At 68.0% G+C, this 21,146-nt stretch carries 14 protein-coding genes; 7 read left to right on the forward strand and 7 right to left on the reverse strand.

Features of this window, described 5'->3' with window-relative positions; all coding sequences use genetic code 11:
• Positions 1 to 170 precede the first annotated feature (170 nt).
• On the reverse strand, positions 171 to 1,265 hold the full coding sequence (locus tag IBJ82_RS00625; RefSeq protein ID WP_194824028.1) for an Lrp/AsnC family transcriptional regulator: 1,095 nt from the start codon (positions 1,263 to 1,265) through the stop codon (positions 171 to 173).
• 136 nt (positions 1,266 to 1,401) lie between these two features.
• Between IBJ82_RS00625 and IBJ82_RS00630 the strand changes: the two genes are divergently transcribed.
• The 4 genes from IBJ82_RS00630 (at position 1,402) to IBJ82_RS00645 (ending at position 11,105) form a co-directional block, all read left to right on the forward strand.
• Positions 1,402 to 2,700, forward strand: a complete 1,299-nt coding sequence (locus IBJ82_RS00630) for an amidohydrolase (RefSeq protein WP_370585081.1) — start codon at positions 1,402 to 1,404, stop codon at positions 2,698 to 2,700.
• A 96-nt stretch (positions 2,701 to 2,796) separates the two neighbouring features.
• A complete protein-coding gene (locus IBJ82_RS00635; RefSeq protein WP_194824029.1) occupies positions 2,797 to 3,615 on the forward strand; it encodes a GNAT family N-acetyltransferase in 819 nt (272 codons plus the stop codon).
• Between the two features lie 46 nt (positions 3,616 to 3,661).
• Positions 3,662 to 4,573: a 1-acyl-sn-glycerol-3-phosphate acyltransferase gene (locus IBJ82_RS00640; RefSeq protein ID WP_228536379.1), complete on the forward strand. Its 912-nt coding sequence runs from the start codon at positions 3,662 to 3,664 to the stop codon at positions 4,571 to 4,573.
• Between the two features lie 379 nt (positions 4,574 to 4,952).
• Positions 4,953 to 11,105, forward strand: a complete 6,153-nt coding sequence (locus tag IBJ82_RS00645) for a non-ribosomal peptide synthetase (RefSeq protein WP_194824031.1) — start codon at positions 4,953 to 4,955, stop codon at positions 11,103 to 11,105.
• Positions 11,106 to 11,159: 54 nt separating this feature from the next.
• On the opposite strand, the gene IBJ82_RS00650 is transcribed toward IBJ82_RS00645, so the two are convergent.
• From IBJ82_RS00650 to IBJ82_RS00660, 3 genes are all read right to left on the reverse strand, one after another.
• The gene (locus IBJ82_RS00650; protein ID WP_194824032.1) at positions 11,160 to 12,011 is read right to left on the reverse strand and encodes a 3-hydroxybutyryl-CoA dehydrogenase; all 852 of its coding nucleotides are present in this window, start codon (positions 12,009 to 12,011) and stop codon (positions 11,160 to 11,162) included.
• A 145-nt stretch (positions 12,012 to 12,156) separates the two neighbouring features.
• On the reverse strand, positions 12,157 to 12,801 hold the full coding sequence (locus tag IBJ82_RS00655) for a Rid family hydrolase (RefSeq protein WP_194824033.1): 645 nt from the start codon (positions 12,799 to 12,801) through the stop codon (positions 12,157 to 12,159).
• A gap of 29 nt (positions 12,802 to 12,830) precedes the next feature.
• The gene (locus tag IBJ82_RS00660) at positions 12,831 to 14,396 is read right to left on the reverse strand and encodes an FAD-dependent oxidoreductase (RefSeq protein ID WP_194825088.1); all 1,566 of its coding nucleotides are present in this window, start codon (positions 14,394 to 14,396) and stop codon (positions 12,831 to 12,833) included.
• 236 nt (positions 14,397 to 14,632) lie between these two features.
• Between IBJ82_RS00660 and IBJ82_RS00665 the strand changes: the two genes are divergently transcribed.
• Together IBJ82_RS00665 and IBJ82_RS00670 are read left to right on the forward strand one after the other, a co-directional pair.
• A complete protein-coding gene (locus tag IBJ82_RS00665) occupies positions 14,633 to 16,126 on the forward strand; it encodes an APC family permease (RefSeq protein ID WP_194824034.1) in 1,494 nt (497 codons plus the stop codon).
• Positions 16,123 to 16,863 (forward strand): helix-turn-helix domain-containing protein, encoded by a 741-nt coding sequence (locus IBJ82_RS00670; RefSeq protein ID WP_194824035.1) that lies wholly within the window; start codon positions 16,123 to 16,125, stop codon positions 16,861 to 16,863. Before IBJ82_RS00665 ends, IBJ82_RS00670 begins: the two co-directional genes overlap by 4 nt.
• A gap of 9 nt (positions 16,864 to 16,872) precedes the next feature.
• Here IBJ82_RS00670 and IBJ82_RS00675 read toward each other — a convergent pair whose 3' ends face one another.
• Entirely contained in the window at positions 16,873 to 17,685 is an 813-nt protein-coding gene (locus tag IBJ82_RS00675) for a thioesterase family protein (protein ID WP_370585082.1), read from the reverse strand.
• Between the two features lie 85 nt (positions 17,686 to 17,770).
• Between IBJ82_RS00675 and IBJ82_RS00680 the strand changes: the two genes are divergently transcribed.
• On the forward strand, positions 17,771 to 18,451 hold the full coding sequence (locus IBJ82_RS00680; RefSeq protein ID WP_194824037.1) for a TetR/AcrR family transcriptional regulator: 681 nt from the start codon (positions 17,771 to 17,773) through the stop codon (positions 18,449 to 18,451).
• A gap of 78 nt (positions 18,452 to 18,529) precedes the next feature.
• Here IBJ82_RS00680 and IBJ82_RS00685 read toward each other — a convergent pair whose 3' ends face one another.
• Both IBJ82_RS00685 and IBJ82_RS00690 read right to left on the reverse strand, forming a co-directional pair.
• Positions 18,530 to 20,023, reverse strand: coding sequence for an APC family permease (locus IBJ82_RS00685; protein WP_194824038.1), 1,494 nt, complete (start codon positions 20,021 to 20,023; stop codon positions 18,530 to 18,532).
• Positions 20,023 to 21,102, reverse strand: coding sequence for a Glu/Leu/Phe/Val dehydrogenase (locus IBJ82_RS00690; protein WP_194824039.1), 1,080 nt, complete (start codon positions 21,100 to 21,102; stop codon positions 20,023 to 20,025). Before IBJ82_RS00690 ends, IBJ82_RS00685 begins: the two co-directional genes overlap by 1 nt.
• Positions 21,103 to 21,146: the final 44 nt, after the last annotated feature.

Raw genomic sequence — 21,146 nt, forward strand, 5'->3', positions numbered from 1 at the left:
AATCAGTGCCGCTGCCGCGCCCCGGTCTATCGCAACTATCAGCCGTAGCGAACCTTGGTGTGCCGAGAATCGGCATTCGGAGTCCACATGCTGCGGATATTCGCCATGGGGCGGGTTCGGACCGCGGCTGGGGCCCGACTGGCGCCGTGCGACCGATGGTGCGTCGAATTCTATTGTGCGACAGCGGTGCCGACCGAAGCGGAACGTCTGCGCAGAATATCGACGAGGGCATCTTCGGCGCTAGAGGCCGCACTGTCTTCCCAGCGCCCGATCGGGATGTGGCGCAGGTAGCGTCCGCCCGGGTCGAGCAGTGTGGCGCCGATCTTCAACGGCCACAATGCCATCGAACGATCAGCGATGGTCAGTTCCGGCATGGCGTCGGTGAGACGCGCCTCGAACGCGGGCATGTCGGCCATCGTGCGCAGCCAGACATTGAAGATCAGGTTGCGTGGACCGGTCAGCGAGTAGCACATGCGGGTCTCGCGCATCGCCGCGACGGCGTTGCCGATCTCCGGGACGCGCGAGAGTGGCGCGGCGGCCCAGAAGGTGACGCTGAGCGGCCAACCGGAGACGAAACGGGCCACCTCGCAGCGATAGGCGATGGCATTGTCGTGCTCGAGCCGCGCCATCCGCCTGCGCACGGTGGTCGGGCTCATCTCGGTGCGCTCGGCCAGCGTGGTGACCGATTGGCGGCAGTCGCGACTGAGTTCGGTGACGAGCGGGATGTCCTCGGCACGGATCGAGCCGTAGCCGGGTGCGCGTCGGCGCGGCGGGGCGAGTAACGAGGTGTGGGCCATCCGGGCTCGATCGAGTCGCCAGCGACTGCCCTCGGTGAACGAGGTGGTCACCACCTGGGAGCGGGTGGTGACCACGCCGTCGAGCGTGCCGAGCCGGAAGGTGATGTAGCGGGCCAAGGACGCGTGGTCGAAGAACACCGCGGTGATCATGAGGTCGCGCGCGCCCGTGGTGAGTTCGACGGTCACCAGATTCGCATCGTGCGCGAGTTCGGCCGAGACCTCGTGTAATCGTCCTGGCGCGCAGTCGATTTCGATGATGGCGAGTAACGGTGATACGCCGTCGATACTGATCGGGTAGCAGGTGAGCCAGGCCAGCCCCGCGCTCTGCAGGCGCGTCCAGCGGCGTGCGGCGGTGGAGCCGTCGATGCCGAGCGCGCGCCCGATCTGCTGCCACTGCGCCCGCGGTGCCACCTGCAGTGCCGCCACCAATTGGTAGTCGAGTTCGTCCAGGGTGGCGGAATTCTGCATCGTTGAACCTTTCGGTGGCGAGTTCCGGCGAATCGTATCGGCCTGGCGACTCGGTCGGCACCTTGATGTTGCCCGCCGCGCACATCGAGCGACCACCCGGCCGTCGACCGCCACAGATCCGAAGGACACCACTTTCGTGAACAACATCAGCACGCCACCCACCCCATCCCTGCTCGCCGGTCTCGGTCACTCGATCGCCGCAGCGCCTACCGAGGACCGATGGCAGCAGCTGTACCGGCAGTTGCACGCCCATCCGGAACTGTCGGGCGTGGAATTCGCGACCGCGAGCCTGGTGGCCGAGCAGCTGCGTGCGCTACCCGGCTGGGAGGTCACCGAACGAGTCGGCGGCACCGGCGTGGTCGGGGTGTTGCGGGGCGGGCCGGGCCCGGTCGTCTGGATGCGTGCCGATATGGACGCACTGCCGGTCCAGGAGGACTCGGGCGTCGACTATGCCTCGACCATCTCGGGGGTCATGCACGCCTGCGGACACGATGTGCACGTCACCGCATTGCTCGGCGTCTGTGCGGAACTGGCCGCCGACGACACCATGACCGGGACCGTCGTCGCGATCTTCCAGCCCGCGGAAGAAACCGGCGCGGGCGCCGCCGGCATGCTGAACGACGGTCTGCTCGAACGCTTTCCGCGTCCGGACATCTGTTTGGGCCAGCACGTCGGGCCGATGCCCGCGGGACTCGTCGTCACCCGCAGCGACATCGTGATGGCGGCGTCGGATTCGGTCCGGGTGCGGCTCACCGGCAAGGGCGGACACGGGTCGAGCCCACACTTGGCCGTGAATCCGCTGACGATGGCCGCGTCACTGGTGCTGCGTTTGGAGAGTCTGGTCGCACGACAGGCAGCCCTCGGATCCAGCCCGGTGCTCACCGCGGGGTCGTTGCACGTGGGCACGCGGCCGAACATCATCGCCGAGACCGCCGAACTCCTGCTCACTCTGCGCACGTTCTCCGAGCGTTCTCGCGAGCAGATGATGGATGCGATCCGGCGGGTCGTCGCGGCCGAGGCTGTCGCGTTCAGTGCCCCCATCGAGCCGGAGGTCGAGTTCTACCACCCCTTCCCGATGACGGTGAACACTCCGGGCGCCACCGAGCGGGTAATGGCCGAACTCGCCTCGACCGGGCTGGCCGTGCTTCCGCTACGCAATCCCCTCGCCGGTAGCGAGGATTTCGGGCTCCTCGGCACCGCGGCAGGCTGTCCGTCGGTGTTCTGGAACATCGGCGGCTTCGGCGCCGACCGATTCAGTCCGGAAGATGCCGCGTATATGCTGGCAGAAGGCACCCTGCCGGCGCATTTCCCGGCCAATCACTCGTCGCGATTCGCTCCCGATCCCGCGGTCACACTGCCCGCCGCGATCACTGCGATGGGCACTGCGGTACGGGCGGAACTGGGTATCGGCGAACGTTTCGCGGCGGTGAAATGAACGACCGGTGTGACCCCCATCTCGTTCACCAACCTGGCATCGACACGACACTGAGGTGTCGCTCCGATGCCAGGTCGGGCTGGCTTCATCAGCAGTATGACAATTTCGTCCGTGTTGACCGCCCCGGCGCCGGACTCCGGGGTGGGGAAATCTCGGTACTCCTTGGTCGTCGCGTCTGATGCCGAGCACCGGGAAGCCGCGCAGCGACTGCGCTACCAGGTGTTCGCCTCCGAACCAGGGTTCCAGATGCCGGAGAACAGCGCCGGCCTCGATGCCGACAAGTTCGATGAGCACTGTGACCACCTGCTGGTTCGGGACGAGTTCTCCGAACAGTTCGTCGGCTGCTACCGCATGCTGCCGCCGGACAAGGTCGACGCGGCGGGTGGGTACTACACCGCCACCGAGTTCGATCTGACCCAGCTCGATCCCACGGGCAACCGGATCGTGGAGATGGGCCGGGCCTGTGTGGTGCCCGATCACCGCAACGGCTCGGTGCTCACCCTCATGTGGGCGGGCATCCTGCACTACATCCAGCTCACCGGCTACGACTGGGTGATGGGCTGCGTGTCGGTGCCGATGCAGGATTCGCCCACCGATCCGGCCGGGGTGAACGTGCGCGGCGTGCGCGACCAACTGCTCGGCCGCCACGCCTGCGACCCCGAGCGTCGCGTGCACCCGTACAACCCGGTGGTCGTCGACGGACTCTCGCTCGACCAGATGACTCCGCCGAGTCGTCCCAAGATGCCGCCGCTGTTGCGCGGCTACTTACGCCTGGGCGCCGAGATCTGCGGCGAACCGGCACACGATCCCGATTTCGCCGTCGCCGACTTCGTCGCGCTGCTCGGCATGGAAACCATCAACACCCGGTATCTGGAGCGGCTGCAGAGCGCGGCCGCCAATTTCGACGGGAAGTAAAACCATGGTGTTCGACGCGCCGCTCGCAACTCACTCTCATTCGTGGATGCCGTCGAGCCCCTGTGGGTCCGGCTGCATCGAGCCGATCGACGAGGTCGGCACCGCCAGGATGTTCGCCCGCCTGGCCGGAATCGCCGGGCTGGTGCTCAGCTTCCCGGTGTTGACCGTGGCCACCCCCAAGTCGCGCCGCGAACAGGTGCAGCGTCGCTACGCCAGGGCGGCGCTGAGTTGCCTCGGAATGCGGTTGCGCATCATCGACAACCGTTCGCCCGAGCAAGCCTCGCCAGAGGGCTTTGCCGATACCGGCACCGCGGTGATGATCGTGGCCGGGCACATCGGCTGGGCGGATGTGGTGGCGCTGGCCGCGGTACAGCCGGTCAGCTTCGTTGCCCGCGCCGACATGGTCGAATGGCCGCTGCTGGGCAAACTGGCCAAGCTCACCCGCGTCATCCCGATCGAGCGGGCACGTCTGCGTGAGCTGCCCGGCGTGGTCGCGCAGGTGGCCGATCGGCTGGTCTCCGGTAACCGGATCGTGGTGTTCCCCGAGGGCACGACGTGGTGCGGCCGGGCCTACGGTTCGATGCGGCCCGCCATGTTCCAGGCCGCCGTCGACACCACCACCCCGGTTCAGCCGGTGCGTCTGCGCTACCTGAACAGCGACGGAATGCCCTGCACCGTACCGGGTTTCGTGGGCAGCGATACGTTCGCCGATTCCGCGAAGCGAGTGCTGCGCAGCAAGGGCATGGTCGTCGAGATCGTGCTCGAGCCGCTCGAGTATCCCGGACTCGACCGCCGGGACCTGGCCCGGCGCTGCGAGACGGCGGTGCGCGGCACCGACCGTTCTCGCCACGGTGTGGCCGACACCCAGTGGATCGAAGCGGGCAACACCCGCGTGCAGGACCCCTCGATGGCGGAGCAGGAGCAGGTTCGCCGACCGGTAAGGGCTACTGCCTGGTAACCATTTCCGGTCGCATTCATCGACTGCCGGAGGCCGCGTGCGCGGTCTCCGGTTTTGTCGTTCGTGGCGAACGAATCGTCACGGATATGCAGGTCCATGGTGAGGCGGCGCTTCGGCGGAATGTGAAAATCTCGTGTCCGCTCGAAGATCATTCGCCCTGCGTATGACCTGCGTATGAGCTGTGTAACAAACTGTCCAGTCGGCTATACCCTGGGTTTTGTGAGTTGAAACGACCAAATTGCCACCACAACAAAATTGATGAGATATTTGCGGTACCGTCACGCAGGATTTTTCCGATACCCCCGTGTAGCCGAAAGTCCAGGCGACGTTAGAGATGTGCGATCGCATGGTTGATCCATGGTGAAGGGAAGCGTTTCCGGTGACTGAGCAAGCTCCTGGCGTCCGCCGACGAGCCACGCGCCGAGTTCGCCGTGCACCGGTGTCGTCCACGCTGCCGCGGCTGCTGCTGGCCGCCGTCGAGCGCGCCCCCGAAGCGCCCGCGCTGCGGTTCGACGGGCAAACCCTCACCTACACCGAACTCGACCAGTGGTCCTCGCGCCTGGCCAGGGTGCTGATCGCGCGCGGCCTCGGGCCCGGTGACCGCTTCGTTCTCGCGCTGACCCGCTCGATCGAGTCCGTGGTCGCGGTGTGGGCGGCGGCCAAGACCGGGGCCACCTTCGTGCCGGTCGATCCGCGTTACCCGGCCGAACGAGTCGCCCACATGCTCGCTGATTCCGGTGCCGGGTTCGGGTTGGCCAAGGCGGCGGACGCGGCGCGTCTCGACGCGGGAATCCAGTGGCTTTCCCTCGATTCCGACGAGTTCCACGCCGAGTCGGCCGCGATGTCGGACCAACCCGTGAGCGCGGACGAACGCCTGCGCAGGCTCTCCCCGGACGATCTCGCCTACATCATCTACACCTCCGGCTCGACCGGCGTGCCTAAGGGCGTCGCGGTGACCCACACCGGCCTGGCCGGGCTGTGCGCCGAGCAGGTCCGCCGCTTCGGTATCACCGGCGACTCACGCACCCTGCACTTCGCCTCGCCCAGCTTCGACGCCAGCATGCTGGAGATGCTCCTGGCCATCGGGGCGAGCGCGACGATGGTGATCGCGCCGCCCGATGTCTACGGCGGCGACGAACTGACCGAACTCCTGCGCGCCGAGCGCGTGACCCACGCCTTCATCACCCCCGCGGCCCTGGCCGGGCTCGACGCGGCGGCCCTGCCGGAGCTGACCGCACTCGCCGTCGGCGGTGAGGCCTATCCGCCCGAATTGATCGCCCAGTGGGCGCCCGGCCGCGCGTTCTTCAATGTGTACGGCCCGACCGAGACCACCATCGTCTGCGCGATGAGTGATCGACTGACCGCCGACGACGTGATCACCATGGGCGACACGATCCCGGGAATGACGGCACTGGTCCTCGACGGCCGATTGCGTCCGGTTCCGGACCGTGTGCCCGGTGAGCTCTACCTCGCGGGCGAAGGTCTGGCCCGCGGCTATCACGACCGGGCTGGGCTCACCGCGAGCCGTTTCGTGGCCGACCCGCTCGGTCGCGGCAGGCTCTATCGCACCGGTGACCTGGTGCAATGGGTTCCGGTGCCCGGCGGGGTCGGCCTGAAATTCCTCGGCCGCACCGACGCGCAGGTGAAACTGCGAGGCTTCCGCATCGAACTCGGCGAGATCGACGCGCTGTTCGCCGCCGACGACACGGTGCGCTTCTCGGCGACCCTCATCCGAACGCTGCCCAGCGGTGAGAGCGCGCTCGTCTCCTATCTCGTCGCGGCCGCGGGCGCCACCATCGACACGGCGGCGCTGACCAGGCTGGCCGAGCAGCACCTGCCCCAGCACGCGGTGCCCGCCGCGATCGTGGTGCTCGACGAGGTTCCGCTGACGCCGGTCGGCAAGCTCGATCACCGGGCACTGCCCGCGCCGGAACTCGTCGCGCGCGAGTTCGTCGCGCCGCGCGGCGCCACCGAACTCACGGTGGCGGCGGTCTTCGCCGAGCTGCTCGGCGCGGACCCGATCGGGCGCGGCGACGATTTCTTCGCCCTCGGTGGCAATTCACTGCTCGCCACCCAGCTGGCGGGTCGCCTCGGTGCCGCGGTCGGTGTGCGAGTGCCTGCCCGCACCGTTTTCGAACACGGCACGGTGGCGGAGCTGGCGACCGCGCTCGACGCGCTGGTCGGTGAATCGTCCGTGCGCGTGCCGCTGACCCGGCGTGAACGTGGTGTGCACGTCCCGCTGTCGCTCGCCCAGCAGCGCATGTGGTTCCTGGCGCGACTGGATCCCGAATCCAGCGCCTACAACATCCCGGTCGCGCTGCGCCTGTCCGGCCGACTCGACACCGGCGCGCTCACCGCCGCGCTCGACGACGTGCTCGAACGGCACGAGGTGCTGCGCACGGTGTACCCCGAGCACGAGGGCGCGGGCTTCCAGCAGGTGCTGCCCCTGGCGCAGGCCGGTCTCGACGTGGTGGTCGACCCGATCGCGGAATCCGACCTGCCGAGCGAACTGGCCCGGCTGACCTTCGGCGGGTTCGATGTGTGCCATCGAGTTCCCGTGCGCGCGGCCGTGTTCCAGCTCTCCGCGACCGACCACGTGCTGGCGGTCGTGGTGCACCACATCGCCACCGACGGCTTCTCACTCGGCCCGCTGACGCGCGATCTGATGACCGCCTATGCCGCCCGTGCCGGCGGCGTCGCGCCGGGCTGGGAGCCGCTGCCTGTGCAGTACGCCGACTACACGCTCTGGCAGCAGGAAATGCTCGGCGCGGCAGACGATTCCAGCTCACTGCTGGCCGCGCAGCTCGGGTTCTGGCGTACCGCCCTCGCCGGTGCCCCTGCTCTGCTCGAGCTGCCCACCGACCGGCCGCGTCCACCGGTCGCGGGCACCCGCGGTGCCGCACAGGACTTCGCCGTTTCCGCGCAGGTGCACACCGCACTGGAAACCCTTGCGCGCGAACACAACGCCTCGCTGTTCATGGTGGTGCGTGCCGCGCTGTCGGTGTTGCTGGCGCGGGTCGCCGGTACCGAGGACGTCACCGTCGGTGCTCCCGTCGCGGGCCGTGGTGAACCCGAGCTCGACGATCTCGTCGGCATGTTCGTCAACACCGTCGTCCTGCGCACCCGCATCGACGCCGCCGAATCCTTTGCGGCGCTGCTCGATCGGGTCCGCGATATCGATCTGGCCGCCTTCGCCCACGCCGATGTGCCCTTCGAACGGCTTGTCGCCGAACTGGATCCGCCGCGCACCCAGGCCCATCACCCGCTGTACCAGGTGGCGCTGTCGTTCCAGAACTTCGGCGCCACCCGCCTCGAGCTGCCCGAGTTGACGGTGTCGGCGGTCGATCTGGGCGAGGAGGCCGCGCCGGTGGACCTGCAGCTCACCGTCGTTCCGCTCGAGGACAGCGATGGGCCCGCCGGTCTGCGCTGCTCCTGGCGCTACGCCACCGACCTGTTCGACGCCTCGACGATGGAGACGCTCGGCACCCGCCTGGCCGGGCTGCTCGCCGCGGCCGTCGCCGCTCCGCACCGGCCCGTCGGCGACCTGCCGCTGCTGACGGCCGCCGAGCTGACCGAGCCCTCGGGCGAACTCCGGCCCGTCGCGGACTCGACGTTGCTCGACGAATTCCGGACCCGTGCACAGCATCGTCCGGACGCGCCCGCGGTCACCTTCGGCGAGGTGACGCTGAGCTACGGCGAGCTGGCCCGGCGCGTCAACCAACTGGCCCGGCTGCTCGTCGCCGACGGCGTCGGCCCCGGAAGCACTGTGGGCGTGGCGATTCGGCCGTCGATCGAGCTCGTCGTGGCCATGTACGCGGTCTTCGCGGCCGGCGGCGCCTACGTGCCGCTCGATCCCGATTCACCCGCCGAACGACGCGCCGATATCCTCGCCGCCGCGCAGCCGGTGTGCCTGCTGACCACCACCGCCGACGCGATCGAAGCCGATGGCCTGCCGGTCGTGTCGGTGGACCGGGTCGCGCTGTCGGCCTTCTCGGACACCTGGCTGACCGATGCCGACCGCCTGCGCCCGCTGCACACCCTCGACCTGGCGTATGTGATCTTCACGTCCGGCTCGACGGGCAAGCCGAAGGGCGTCGGCGTACCGCATTCGGCGATCGTCAACCAGGCCGCGTTCATGGTCGGCGAATACGGCGTGGGGGAGTCCGACACTGTCCTGCAGTCGATTCCGTTCACTTTCGACGCCTCGATGATCGGTTTCGCCACCCCGTTGCGCGCGGGCGCGCACATGATCGTGGCCGCCTCGCAGGGACTGACCGATCCGGCCTATCTCGCCGAACTCATTGCTCGCCACCGCGTTACCGGCACCACCATCGTGCCCTCGGTGCTCCAGATGCTCCTGGATTCCGCACCTAGCGGCACCCTGCGGTCGGTGCGCGCGGTATGGGTCGGCGGTGAGGCACTGCCGAACGCCACCATCGAACGCTTCACCGCTGTCACCGCGGGCCGTCTGCACAACCTGTACGGCCCCACCGAGGCCACCGTGTCGATCACCGGCGCCGACGTGACCGAGGTGGGCGATGGCATCGTCCCGATCGGGTTGCCGCACTGGAACTCCCGCGCCTACGTGCTCGACGCGCGACTGCGGCCTGTCCCTGTCGGCACGCCCGGAGAGCTGTATCTGGCCGGTGCGCAACTGGCCCGCGGCTACCTCGGCAGCCCCGACAAGACGATGGAACGATTCGTCGCCGACCCGTACGGTCCCCTCGGCGAACGCATGTACCGCACCGGCGATCTGGTGCGCAGACTGCCCTCCGGTGACCTGACCTACCTGGGCCGCACCGACGTTCAGCTCAAACTGCACGGCCTGCGCATCGAACCCGGTGAGATCGAGGCGGCGCTGCGCACACATCCGGCGGTGGCGGGTGCGGCGGTGGCGGTGCACCACGAGCAGCTGGTCGGCTACGTGACACCCCTGGATGGTGCGGTGAACACCGCCGAGGTGCTGGCGACCATCCGAACCCTGTTGCCCCCGTACATGATTCCGCACCGCCTGCTGGTGCTCGACGAGTTCCCGCTCGGTGCGACCGGCAAGCTCGATCGCAAGGCACTGCCCGCGCCCGCCGTGGAGATCCGCGAATACCAGGCACCGGCCACCGCCGACGAGCAGATCGTCGCGACGGCGATCGCCGAGGTTCTCGACCTCGAACGGGTCGGTCGCGACGACGACTTCTTCGTGCTCGGTGGCACCTCACTCGCGGCGATCCGGGTGCGCGCCACCCTCGCCGAGCAACTGGGCATCGAGGTGCCGCTGCGCCTGCTGTTCAGCTATCCGCTGGTCAGCGATCTGGCGCTGGCCCTGCGCGACGAGTCCTCGGCCTCGGCCGCCGGGCCCGATCCGGCCGTCGACGCGATCCTCGACCCGTCGATCGACCTCACCGGCTGCGCACCGCAGCGAGTCGGCGAACCGGCCACCCTGCTGCTCACCGGCGCCACCGGATTCCTCGGCAGTTTCCTCCTGCGTGAACTCCTGGATCAGACCTCCGCGACCATCCACTGCCTGGTCCGCGCCACCGACGACGCGGGCGCGGTGGACCGCATCGTCTCGACCGCCGCGAAGTACCGCATCGACCTGACGCCCTACGTCGACCGAATCGTCGGTGTCCCAGGCGATCTCGCGCAACCGAACCTCGGCATGGACCCGCTGCGCTTCGCCGAACTCGCCGCACGGGCCGACGCGATCTATCACAACGGCGCGCTGGTGAACCACCTCGAACCGTATGCGCGGATGCGGGCGGCCAATGTCGGCGGCACCACCGAGGTGTTGCGCCTGGCCACCACCACCCGGGTCAAGCCGATCCACTATGTGTCGACCCTGTCGGTGCTGGCGGGGGTACCGCAGGCCAACGGTGTGCCCGCCGGTCTGCCCGGTTACGCGATGACCAAGTGGGTCGCCGAGCAGCTCGTGCACACCGCGATCGAGCGTGGCGTTCCCATCGCCGTCTACCGCCCCGGCCTGATCACCGGCGACTCCCGCACGGGCGTGGCCCCGTCCGAAGACGCCTGGTGGACGATGTTGCGGTCCATGCTGGTGCTCGGGGTGGCTGTCGATGTGCGTGCGATCGCCATCGAGATGGCCCCGGTCGACCATGTCGCGGCGGGGATCGTCAGCCGATCCCGCCAGGCGGCGGCCATCGGCAATATCTTCCGGGCCGCTGGTGCGCAGGTGCCGCTGCAGGTCGTCTACGAGGAAATCCGCAGCCGCGGTTACCGTTTCGACTTCATCGACCCGATGGAATTCGGCCTTCAGCTCTCCACCGCCGCCGAACGCCCGGACGCGGACCCCATCCTGGCTCGGGCTTCCGCGCTGAGCGGCAACTACGCGGCCGCCCTCGCCAAGGCGAACCCGGTGGCGGTGCTGAGTGAGGTGGAATCGGCCCCGGTCGAGCCCTTCCGCGGCCTGCCGATCGAGTTCCCCGCGGTCGACGCCGAGGTCATCGCCCGCTACTTCGACCACTACATCGACATCGGCTTCTTCCCGGCGCCCGATGCCGAGAACCTGGCGCGGGCCTGAATCCAGGACATCTGAGGCGTCCCGCAGGAGCACGAGCTCCTGCGGGACAGCGCATCACTTCGCGTAGTCGTAGAACCCACGCCCGGTCTTGCGGCCGAGTCGGCCCGCGTCCACCATCCGGCGCAGCAGTGCCGGCGGCGCGTAGTGCGGCTCGGCGAACTCCGCGTACAGCGACTCCGACGCCGCGAGGGCGATGTCGAGGCCGACGGTGTCGAGCAGCGTCAGCGGACCCATCGGGTAGCCACAGCCGCCCTTCATCGCCGCGTCGATGTCCTCGGCGGTGGCGTAGCCCGACTCGAGCATCCGAATCGCGGAACAGAGGTAGGGGATGAGCAGCGCGTTGACGATGAACCCGGAGCGGTCACCGGCCTGCACGGCCATCTTGCCGAGGGTGTTCTTCACGTAGTCGGTGACGGCCGCGGCCGCTTTCGGTGCGGTCACCAGGGTCGAGATGATCTCGACCAGCGGCATCACCGGCACGGGGTTGAAGAAGTGCACACCGACGACCCGCTCGGGCCGCTCGGTCGCGCCCGCCACCTTGATCACGGGGATCGAGGAGGTGTTGGTGGCCAGGATGCCCTCGGGCTTGACGATCTTGTCCAGCTTGCCGAAGATCTCGTACTTGAGCGCCTCGATCTCCGGCGCCGCCTCGATCACCAGGTCGCGATCGGCGAACTCGTCCATGTCCAGGGTGACGCGCACCCGCGCGAGCACGGCGTCGGCCTCGTCCTGGGTGATCTTGCCCTTGGCGACGCCGCGGGCGATCGAGGTGGCGATCCGGTTCTGCGCCGCCTCGGCGAACTCCGGCTTCGTCTCGAGCACGAGCACCGAGCTGCCCGCCTTGGCGCACACCTCCGCGATACCCGCACCCATCGTGCCGCCGCCGATTACACCGATCAACTCCATTGCCGAACTCCCAACATCGCATTGCCCTGGCTGTCCCGGGGATTATTTCACCCGGGCTGGCACTCAGTGCCACAGGCTGCCGGAACGTGAGCTATCGCACGAGCCGGACGCGACCCTGACCAGGGAATTCGTCAGGAGCGCCGACTCACTTACCCGCCGGGTACACCGCGTCGACTTCGACTTCGACCAACCACCCCGCCACCGGCAGACTCGCTACTTCCAGGGCGAAGCGGCTCGGCCGTGCCGCGTTGCGGACCAGGGGTGCGGCCGGTGCCGCGATGCCGAGGGGGACCAGCTCGGTGTCGCCGGTGGTGAGATTCGTATTGGCGAAGAATTGACGGTAGGCGCGGTTCCAGCCGGCATAGTCGGCGCGGTCGGTGCCGGGGGCGTTGTCGAGGAACACACGCATGGTGATCACGTTGTCCAGGGTCAGGCCCTGTGCTTCGAGATTCTCCTGAATTCTGGCAAGCACCGACATGCCCTGCGCTTCGGTCACGGTGACGCCGGCGGGCAGCTTCGCGTTCGCGAATTGCACGGTGTCGATGAAGGATTCGGGGCTGCCGGTGGGGGCCGCCTTGTTGGTCGCGGTGGGGCCGAGGCCGCTGGTCTTGTAGACGGCGGCGTCGGCGGCGATCGTCACCCCCTGGGCGATCATCGGATTCGCCTGTCCCGCTTCGAGAACCGACGTACTCGGCGCACCGGTCGGCTTCGATTCGACCGGGTCGGCGGAACAGGAGGTGAGGGCGAGCGCCGCGAGGGTCGTCACGGCCAGGGTGATCGTCGTCTTCATGGTCGATACTCCTTGTCGGGGTGAGAAATTCAGGCGGCGACGCGGGCGTGCAGCGCGGTCACCACATCGCGGGCGGAGGTGAAGGCGCCGTGCTGCCAGGCGATCGCGTTGGACAGGTGGTCGCCGGCGAAGTAGATGCGCTCCACGGGGGCGAGGAGTTTGGTGTACTCGGCGGTGGCCTCACCGCCGTGGGAATTGCTGCCCGCCCAGCCGACCCACGCGCCCTCGGAGTACTTGGTACGCCGCCAGCTGCCGGAGAACGACGAGGTGATGTCGCGGCGGTACTTGTCGCCGTGAATCGCCGCGCCCTCGTCGACGGCCTTCGCCAGACGTTGCCGGTGGGTGAGCGATTCGAAGGCCTGATGACGTTTGCCGGTGTTGTAGTAGCCGACCACCACGCCACGGTCGCCGTTGTAGTGGTCGTACGGGAACATGATCTGCGCGATGTCTTTGTCGGTATTGCTCGAGCCGCCGTAGATCCGGTCGTCGAGCTCCCACCAGCGGCGCGAGTATTCGATGCCGAGCTTGCCGGAGGACACCGGGATCGCGGTCTTCAGCGCGGTGAGCACGTCGGCGGGCAGGTTGTTGGCGAGGCGACCGACGAGATTGGGCGGCAGCGTGCAGATGCAGTAGTCGGCATCGAGGGACTTGTTCGTGCCGTCCTGGGTGTATTCGATCCGCACACCGTCGGGGGTGTTCTTCATCGCCGACACCTCGGCGCCGAAATGGATGCGCTCCTTACCGATTTCGCGCTGGAAGGCGGTGTAGATGCGGTCCATGCCGCCGACCGGGGTCATCATCATCATGGCCTGGTCGTAGCCGAATTCGAAGCTGAAATTGCGGCCGAGGCCGCTGCGGATCGTGTCCGACAAGGGGAACGGCGTCGGCTGTTCGCCGAAGTTCAGGCCCGCACCGGGTTCGGAGGTGAAGCCGCGCCGGGTCGAACCGAGGTAGCGGCCGTCACTGGAGAGGTCACCGAAATCGCGCAGGAACGACGACAGCGCCTCCTTGTCGGCGCCGGAGAGCACGTCGTCGAGTGCGCCACGCGACGCCGCCTTTTGCAGCAGCTCGGACATGTAGCCGTACATATCGGCCTTGGCTGCGCGGTATTGCACCGACTGACCGGAGATCGAGGTGCCGCTCTGGTAGTTCACGAGGGTGTTGGCGTTCTGATTGCCGAACGGCTGGATCTCGACACCGAGTTCGCGACAGTAGTCGAGGGTGATGTGGCTCTGTGGGATCCGCGTGGCACCCAGGTTGAAGTAGTGCCCTTCGGCGAAGGTGCAACTCTGGGTCTCGCCGTTGAGATCGGTTTCGGTGGTGCCGTTGCGCACCGACCACACCCGCCCGCCCGCTCGCTTCCTGGCTTCGAGCACGGTCACGTCGTAGCCGGCTTTGCCCAGCTCGTAGGCCGCGCACAACCCCGAGGGCCCGCCGCCGAGGATCGCCACCTTCGCGCCACCGTCGGCCTTGCCGATGAGGTCGCCCATGGCGGGCGAGCGGAACGACACCTGCGCCGCCGCGGGCGCGAGGCCGAGGGTCGACATCGCGCCGTAGGCGAGACCGGCACCACCGGTGATGCCGAGACTGTGCATGAATGATCTTCTGGTGACTGCCATGGGAAGCTCCGTCCGCCGCGATATCCGTTCTGCGACAGCGTCCGTCGAGGGTGGGTCGGTGCCGCTACGCCGTGGAAAACGTTCACCGATCGGTGAGTGAGATCGGCGTCGGCATTTTCTCGCTCGGTGTCCATCGGATGACTCGCGCCCGCAATACCCCCGAAACCAGCTCTGGTTAATCTCGCCCGCACCGACAAACTGGGAGGTGTGTGGTGACGGCATTGGCCGACGCGGTCGCGCGGTCGTTCGCGGCGGGAGAACCCGAGCGTCCTGCCGTGTCGCCGTTGCGCGCGCTCGGGCGCAGACAACTGTCCGGGGTGGCGCTGCTCGGTCAGTCGGTGGCCACCACCGCGCCCGCCGCATCGATGGTGCTGTTGCCGGTCACCATGCTCACCCACGACACGCTGCTGCCCGGGGTGGTGACGATCATCGTGGCCACGCTGGTCGTCACCCTGATCGCGTTCTGCGTCGCACAGTTCACCCGGCGTCTGTCCGCGGCGGGCGGCCTGTATACCTTCGTCAGCCATGGTGCGGGACCGCGTGCGGCGCTGACGTGTGGTGTCGGAATGCTCGTGAAGTATCTGGGCAGTGCGTCTTTGACGATGTATCACGGGTCGCAGACCGCGCTCGCGTTGGCGGCGCAACTGGGAATCACGGTGCGCGGCTGGCAGATCGGGGCCGTCTACCTCGGCATCGCGGTGCTGGTCGGGGCGGTGCTCGTGCGTGGCGTGCGGTTCGCCGCGATCGCGATTCTGGCGGTCGAGGCATGTTCGCTGGCCTTCATCATCGGCCTCATGCTGGTATCGGGGCCCGCCGTCGCGATCACGCCGACCGCACCGAATGTTCCCGCGGTGCTGGCGATCACGATGTCGGCGCTGTTCGCGCTCGCGGGCTTCGAGAGCGCCACCTTCTTCGCACCGGAAACGCGGCGTCCACTGGTCACCGTTACCCGCACCGTCATGCTCACCCCGGTGCTGTGCGGGGCACTGTTCATCTTCGCCTCGTGGGCGGCCTGGTCCGGACATGCGGGAGCGGTGGTCAACGCGTATCTGCACGGGACGGCGAGTGGGTCGAGTCTGCTCGTGGTGATCCTGCTCGACGCGGCGCTGACGTGCTCGTGGCTCGGATCGTCGATGGCCTCGTCGAACGCGGCGTCGCGATTGGTGTATTCGATGAGCGTGGAGGGTGTGCTGCCGCGCCTTTTCAGCCGGGTCGGTACGCGAATGCGGACCCCGCACGTGGCGTTGGTGGTGATCGTCGGAATCGTCGCGACGGTCGGTTCGGGCTTCGTCGCGCTCGACGGTGTGCCCGCCGCGGTCAAGACCGTCCTGCGCACGGCGCTCGCGCTGTCCTACATCCTGGTCGCGGTGGGCGCTGTGCTGTTCCTCGGCCGTATTCGCGAGCTGAGCCTGGTCGACCGTTTCGCCGGGTGGGTCGGCAGCGGCGTGCTCGCCGCGGTGCTGCTCTGTCTGACGGTGTCGGATGCGAGCGACGGTGTGCTGGTCGCGCCCGCGACGGTGCTCGCGGTGCTGTTGGTCGGTGCCGCCTGGTATCGATATCTCCGGGACGCCCATCCCCGAACCCTCACGGCCATGGGCGTTTTCGACAGTCCCGAATCCGCTGATGTGCTGCCCGGCGCCGGGGTGTTCGCCGTCAACGCCCGTGGCGCGATGGCCCTGGTAGGGGCGGACCGCGGCGAACAGTGACGACGACGACCCGCCGCGACGGCCCGACCGGGCACGAGCCGAGGGCTGTCCAGAAGGCCCTCGCCCTACTCGAAGCGGTGGCGCAACTCGGCTCGGGGGCCACCGCGAAAGACATCGCCGCGCAGACCGGCATCGCCCCCGCGACCGCGTACCGCCTCCTGAATCTCCTTGTCGCCGACGGCTACCTGGTGCGTATCGAGGACCTGTCCGGCTTCGCCCTCGGCCGCCGTACCCGCGAACTCGCCGGGTCGGCCGGTCCCGAGCCTGCCCCGGGCAATCACCGGGTCCTCGGTGAACTGCGCGCCCAGCTGCGCTTCGGCATCCATCTCGCCTCCTTCGTCGGCGGTCGGATCAGGATGATCGACAAGGACCCTGACCACGAGCTGAGTGGTGAGAAGGTGCTGGTCGCCTTTCCGCACGCCTCCGCGATCGGCAAGATACTGATGGTGCGGCACCCCGAATTCGCTGCCGAGGCGACCCTGCGCAAGGTCACCACCTTCACCATCACCGATGCCGCGGACCTCGCTGCGGATCTACGCCGAGTCGCCGCAGACGCTGTCGCCATCGAGGTGAACGAATGCCGCCTCGGCCGCAGCGCCGTCGCCGTCCCGATTCGCACCGCCGACGGCACTATCACCGGCGCCCTGGCCGCGATCGGCAAGACCGGCCGCCTGCCTGTGCACGACCGCGACCTCATCGACCTGCTCACGTCCGCCGCCGACCAGCTGACGCTGTGACATCGGGGGCTACTTCTCGTTGTCAGGGTGTGGTCGAACGGTGAGGATCTGCTCGGCACGCCCCACGGGACCGCGGATGTCGTGCAAGACGGTGCTCGTGATGCCTTGGCCGGTGTGGCCGAAGGTGACGTTGGTGTCGAGGCCCGTCCACCCCGCCTCGGGTTGACGGTAGAGGTGAATGGTCAGGTCCAGGTTGGGGAACATCCATTTGGTGGGTTCTTGGCGGACCGCGATGCCGTTGGCCGTGTCGACCAGGGCTACATACGATGCCAGGGCGCTGGTCTTTTCGCCCGCGACCAGATCGAGCGGTGTGGACAGCCACGCCGTGGTCCGTCCGGGCTGGGGGATCCCGACCGGCCGAGTCTCGAGTGAAGCGACATATCCGCCGGGCCACACGGAACTGAGCGGCCACGGCGACAGCGATTCCGGCGCGGGAAGTCGGTCCGGCTCTCCGCCCGCGACGGCGCAGGTGTCCTGGGCCGTCATCAGCCAGGCGCGCGCCGACACGGTGGCACGGCCCGCGATGGTGACCGTCGCCTCGACGAGTTCGATCGTTCGACCCGGCCGGATGGTCTCGACGTGAATTTCGAACTGCTCGAACGTGTTTCGGCCGAGGATATCGAAGCTCAAGCGGCTGATCAGTAGCTCGGCTCGTCCTTGGTCGGCTCGCACTCGTTCGATCTCGTGGACCAGCAGCCCGCCGAGCGGGCTGAAGTGCTGCTCATCGACGGCCCAGGCCCCTCTCGCGTGAACCGTCGGTACGAAGCTGTGCGCACCGACCCGTTCGAAATAGCTGGATTGCGGTTGCACCGTATACGTCACCGGGTTGCGCCTTTCGATCAATTCTTGTTCTCGCCACCGATGTGACCACACGGTCATATTAATGGCTCGACTGTAAGCTGTGCCGGTGCGTCAGGCAACCGGCTCGGGGACCAAAGGGGTGCCCCGTCAGGAACGGGAGCGACGAATACTGGCCGCGGCCACGCTCCGTTTCGGCACCGACGGATATCGGCGAACGTCGTTGGAGGCTGTCGCCGCGGAGACCGACATTTCCAAGGCGTTGATCCTGAGCTTGTTCGGCAGCAAGGACGCCTTGCATCTGCGGTGCGTGCAAGAGGCTGGTGAGGTGCTGGTCACCGCGATCACCGGAGTGCTCGCCACCAGTCCGGCCGAATACATGGCTTCCGACACCCTCCGATGCATCTTCGAATCACTGCGTGACCGGCGATACGACTGGGAACTGCTCCATGACACGACGGTGCTGGAGACCACGGCCGGCGGGCGGGCAGCGCTGACCTATCGCGCGTCGATCCGCGCACTCGCGATGGACGGAACCTTGGCGTTGCTCGGTCCTCGGGGCCCGGTGGATCCGACCGACCGCGAGATCCTCGCCGACGTGTGGCTGGGCATTTTGTCGGCACTGGTGAGCTGGTACCAACGCCATATCGATGAGGTGAGCATCCCCGAGATGCTGGTGCGGTGCACCACGGTCGCGACAACCGTCGGTGATGTCGCGTCGATCGCGGGCCGCGAATCGATCAGCCCTCGGGTCGGACGGGTCGACATCGATGCCCGGAACGCGTTCTGACCGAACGGTTTCCGGAACACTCGGGGGTCGGCGATCCGGTGGGAGCGCCGACCCCGGTGAGCGTGCAGTGGGTTTCGGTTATCTGACCGGCGTCAACTCCGGCTCCGCGGGTTCTGGTTGTCCGCGACCGAGGATCGAGTGCCTGCGACCGTACGCGAAGTAGACGATGACACCGAGTGCCATCCAGATCACGAAGCGCAGCCAGGTCTCGATCGAGAGGTTGACCATCAGCCACAGGCAGGCCAGGGCGCCCAGGATGGGAACCACCGGTACGAACGGGACGCGGAATCCGCGCGGTAGGTCCGGACGGGTCCGGCGCAGCACCAGCACCCCGATCGACACCATCACGAACGCGACCAGCGTGCCGATATTGACCATTTCCTCCAGCGTGCCGAACTCGACGAATCCGGCCAGCAGCGCGCAGACCACGCCGACGAGCACGGTCAGCCGAACCGGTGTGCCCTTCTTACCGGTCTTGGCCAGACCTCGGGGCAGCAGACCGTCGCGGGCCATGGCGAACAGCACCCGGGTCTGGCCCAGGAACATCACCATCACCACGGTCGACAGCCCGGCCAGCGCGCCGATGGCGATGATGTTCTTCACCCAGGTCGCGCCCTGGATGGCGAAGGCGGTGGCGAGCGTGGCGTTGCCGTCGGCGAGTTCGGTGTAGGACACCATGCCGGTGAGGACCACCGAGACCGCGATGTAGAGCACCGTCACGATCGCCAGCGAGGCCAGGATGCCGCGCGGGACGTCGCGCTGTGGGTTGCGCGTCTCCTCGGCGGTGGTGGCGACCACATCGAAGCCGATGAAGGCGAAGAACACCAGGCTGGCCGCGGCGAGCAGTCCGTACCAGCCGTAGCTGGTGCCACCGGATCCGGTGAGGAAGGCGAACAGCGACTGATGCATACCCTCGGCCTTCTCCGACGGTTGCGCGGGCGGGATGTAGGGCGTCAGGTTCGACGGCTTGAAGTACGTCGCGCCGACGACCAGCACCAGCGCGATCACACCCAGTTTGATCGCGACGGCGATGGCCGAGACCCGCGACGACAACTTGGTCCCGGTCGCCAGCAGCACGCCGACCACCGCGATGATCAGCACCGCGCCCCAGTCGAAGGTCACCGATCCGAGGTGGATCACCGGCGCCGACGACCCGAGCACTTCGCCCAGGTATTGCGACCAGCCCTTGGCGACCACCGATACCGCCAGCGCGAACTCCAGGATCAGATCCCAGCCGATGATCCAGGCGATCACCTCACCGAAGGTGGCGTAGGCGAAGGTGTACGCGCTGCCCGCCACCGGCACGGTCGAGGCGAACTCCGCGTAGCACAGGGCCGTGAGCCCGCAGGCGATCGCGGCGAAGACGAAGGCCAGCGACACCGCGGGCCCCGCCACCGTGCCCGCGGTGCGTGCGGTGAGGGTGAAGATACCCGCGCCGATCACCACCGCGACACCGAAGATCGTCAGGTCCTTGGCCGTCAGATCCTTCCGCAGCTTGGCATCCGGATCGTCGGTGTCGCGGATCGACTGTTCGACGGACTTGGTGCGGAACAGTCCGCTCTTCGACATCATCAGAGCGACCTCGGAATGGCATCGAGACGGCGCTCGGCGAATCGGTTGGCGGCGGCGCCGGTCCCGATGCCCTCGGTGACCGCGGCGGCGATGATCTCGCGGCAGCGCGGGTAGATGTCGGCGACCTCGGCTTCGACCTCGGCAGGCGCGGCGGCACGCAGTTCACCGGCAACCTGGATGAGGCCACCGGCATTGGCGACGAAATCGGGCACCCAGATGATGCCGCGCTCGGTGAGCGCCTGCTCGACCTCGGGGGTGGCGAGTTGGTTGTTGGCCGCGCCGCAGATCAGCTTCGCCTCGATCGTCGCGGCGCCGGCCGCGGTGAGCGTGGCGCCCATGGCGCACGGTGCGTACACGTCGACCGGTGCGGTGGACACCGCCGACAGCAGCCGCACGGCAGGCAGTTCGTCGGTGATGCGGGCCAGCGCCGCCTCGTTCACATCGGTCACGCAGACCTCGGCGCCGTCGGCGAGCAGCAGCGCGGTGAGCTCGCGGCCGACCTTGCCGACGCCCTCGACGCCGACCGTACGACCGGCCAGCGTCGGTGCGCCCCACACGAATTCGGCACCGGATCGCATCGCGTGGAACACGCCGAGTGCGGTCAGTCGAGCGCTGTCACCGCTGCCCCCCGCGGCGACGCTGCGGCCGGTGACATGGCGGGTGTGCCTGCCGATGACGTCCAGATCGTCTGTGTTGGTGCCTACGTCACCGGCGGTGATGTAGCGCCCGCCGAGGGTTTCGACGAAGCGTCCGTAGGCGGCGAGCAGTTCCTCGCTCTTCATGGTGGCCGGATCGCCGATGATCACCGCCTTGCCGCCACCGAGATCCACCCCCGCCGCCGCGGCCTTGTAGGTCATGCCCCACGACAGTCGCAGGACGTCCTGCAAAGCGGCGGATTCGTCGGCGTAGGGGTAGAAGCGGGTACCGCCGAGGGCGGGGCCGAGCGCGGTCGAGTGGATGGCGATGATCGCCTTCAGCCCGGACCTGTCGTCCTCGCAGAACACGACCTGCTCGTGGGCGCGGGCGCTCAACTCGTGCGATCGGCCGAAGACTCCTGCCTCGGTGTGCACAACGGTCACTGTCGATTTCCTTTCCGGTTTCCGCGCACCACGGGTCGTGCCCG

Origin of the sequence: Nocardia sp. XZ_19_231 (genome assembly GCF_015355705.1) — a bacterium.
In the GTDB taxonomy this organism is placed as follows: domain Bacteria; phylum Actinomycetota; class Actinomycetes; order Mycobacteriales; family Mycobacteriaceae; genus Nocardia; species Nocardia salmonicida.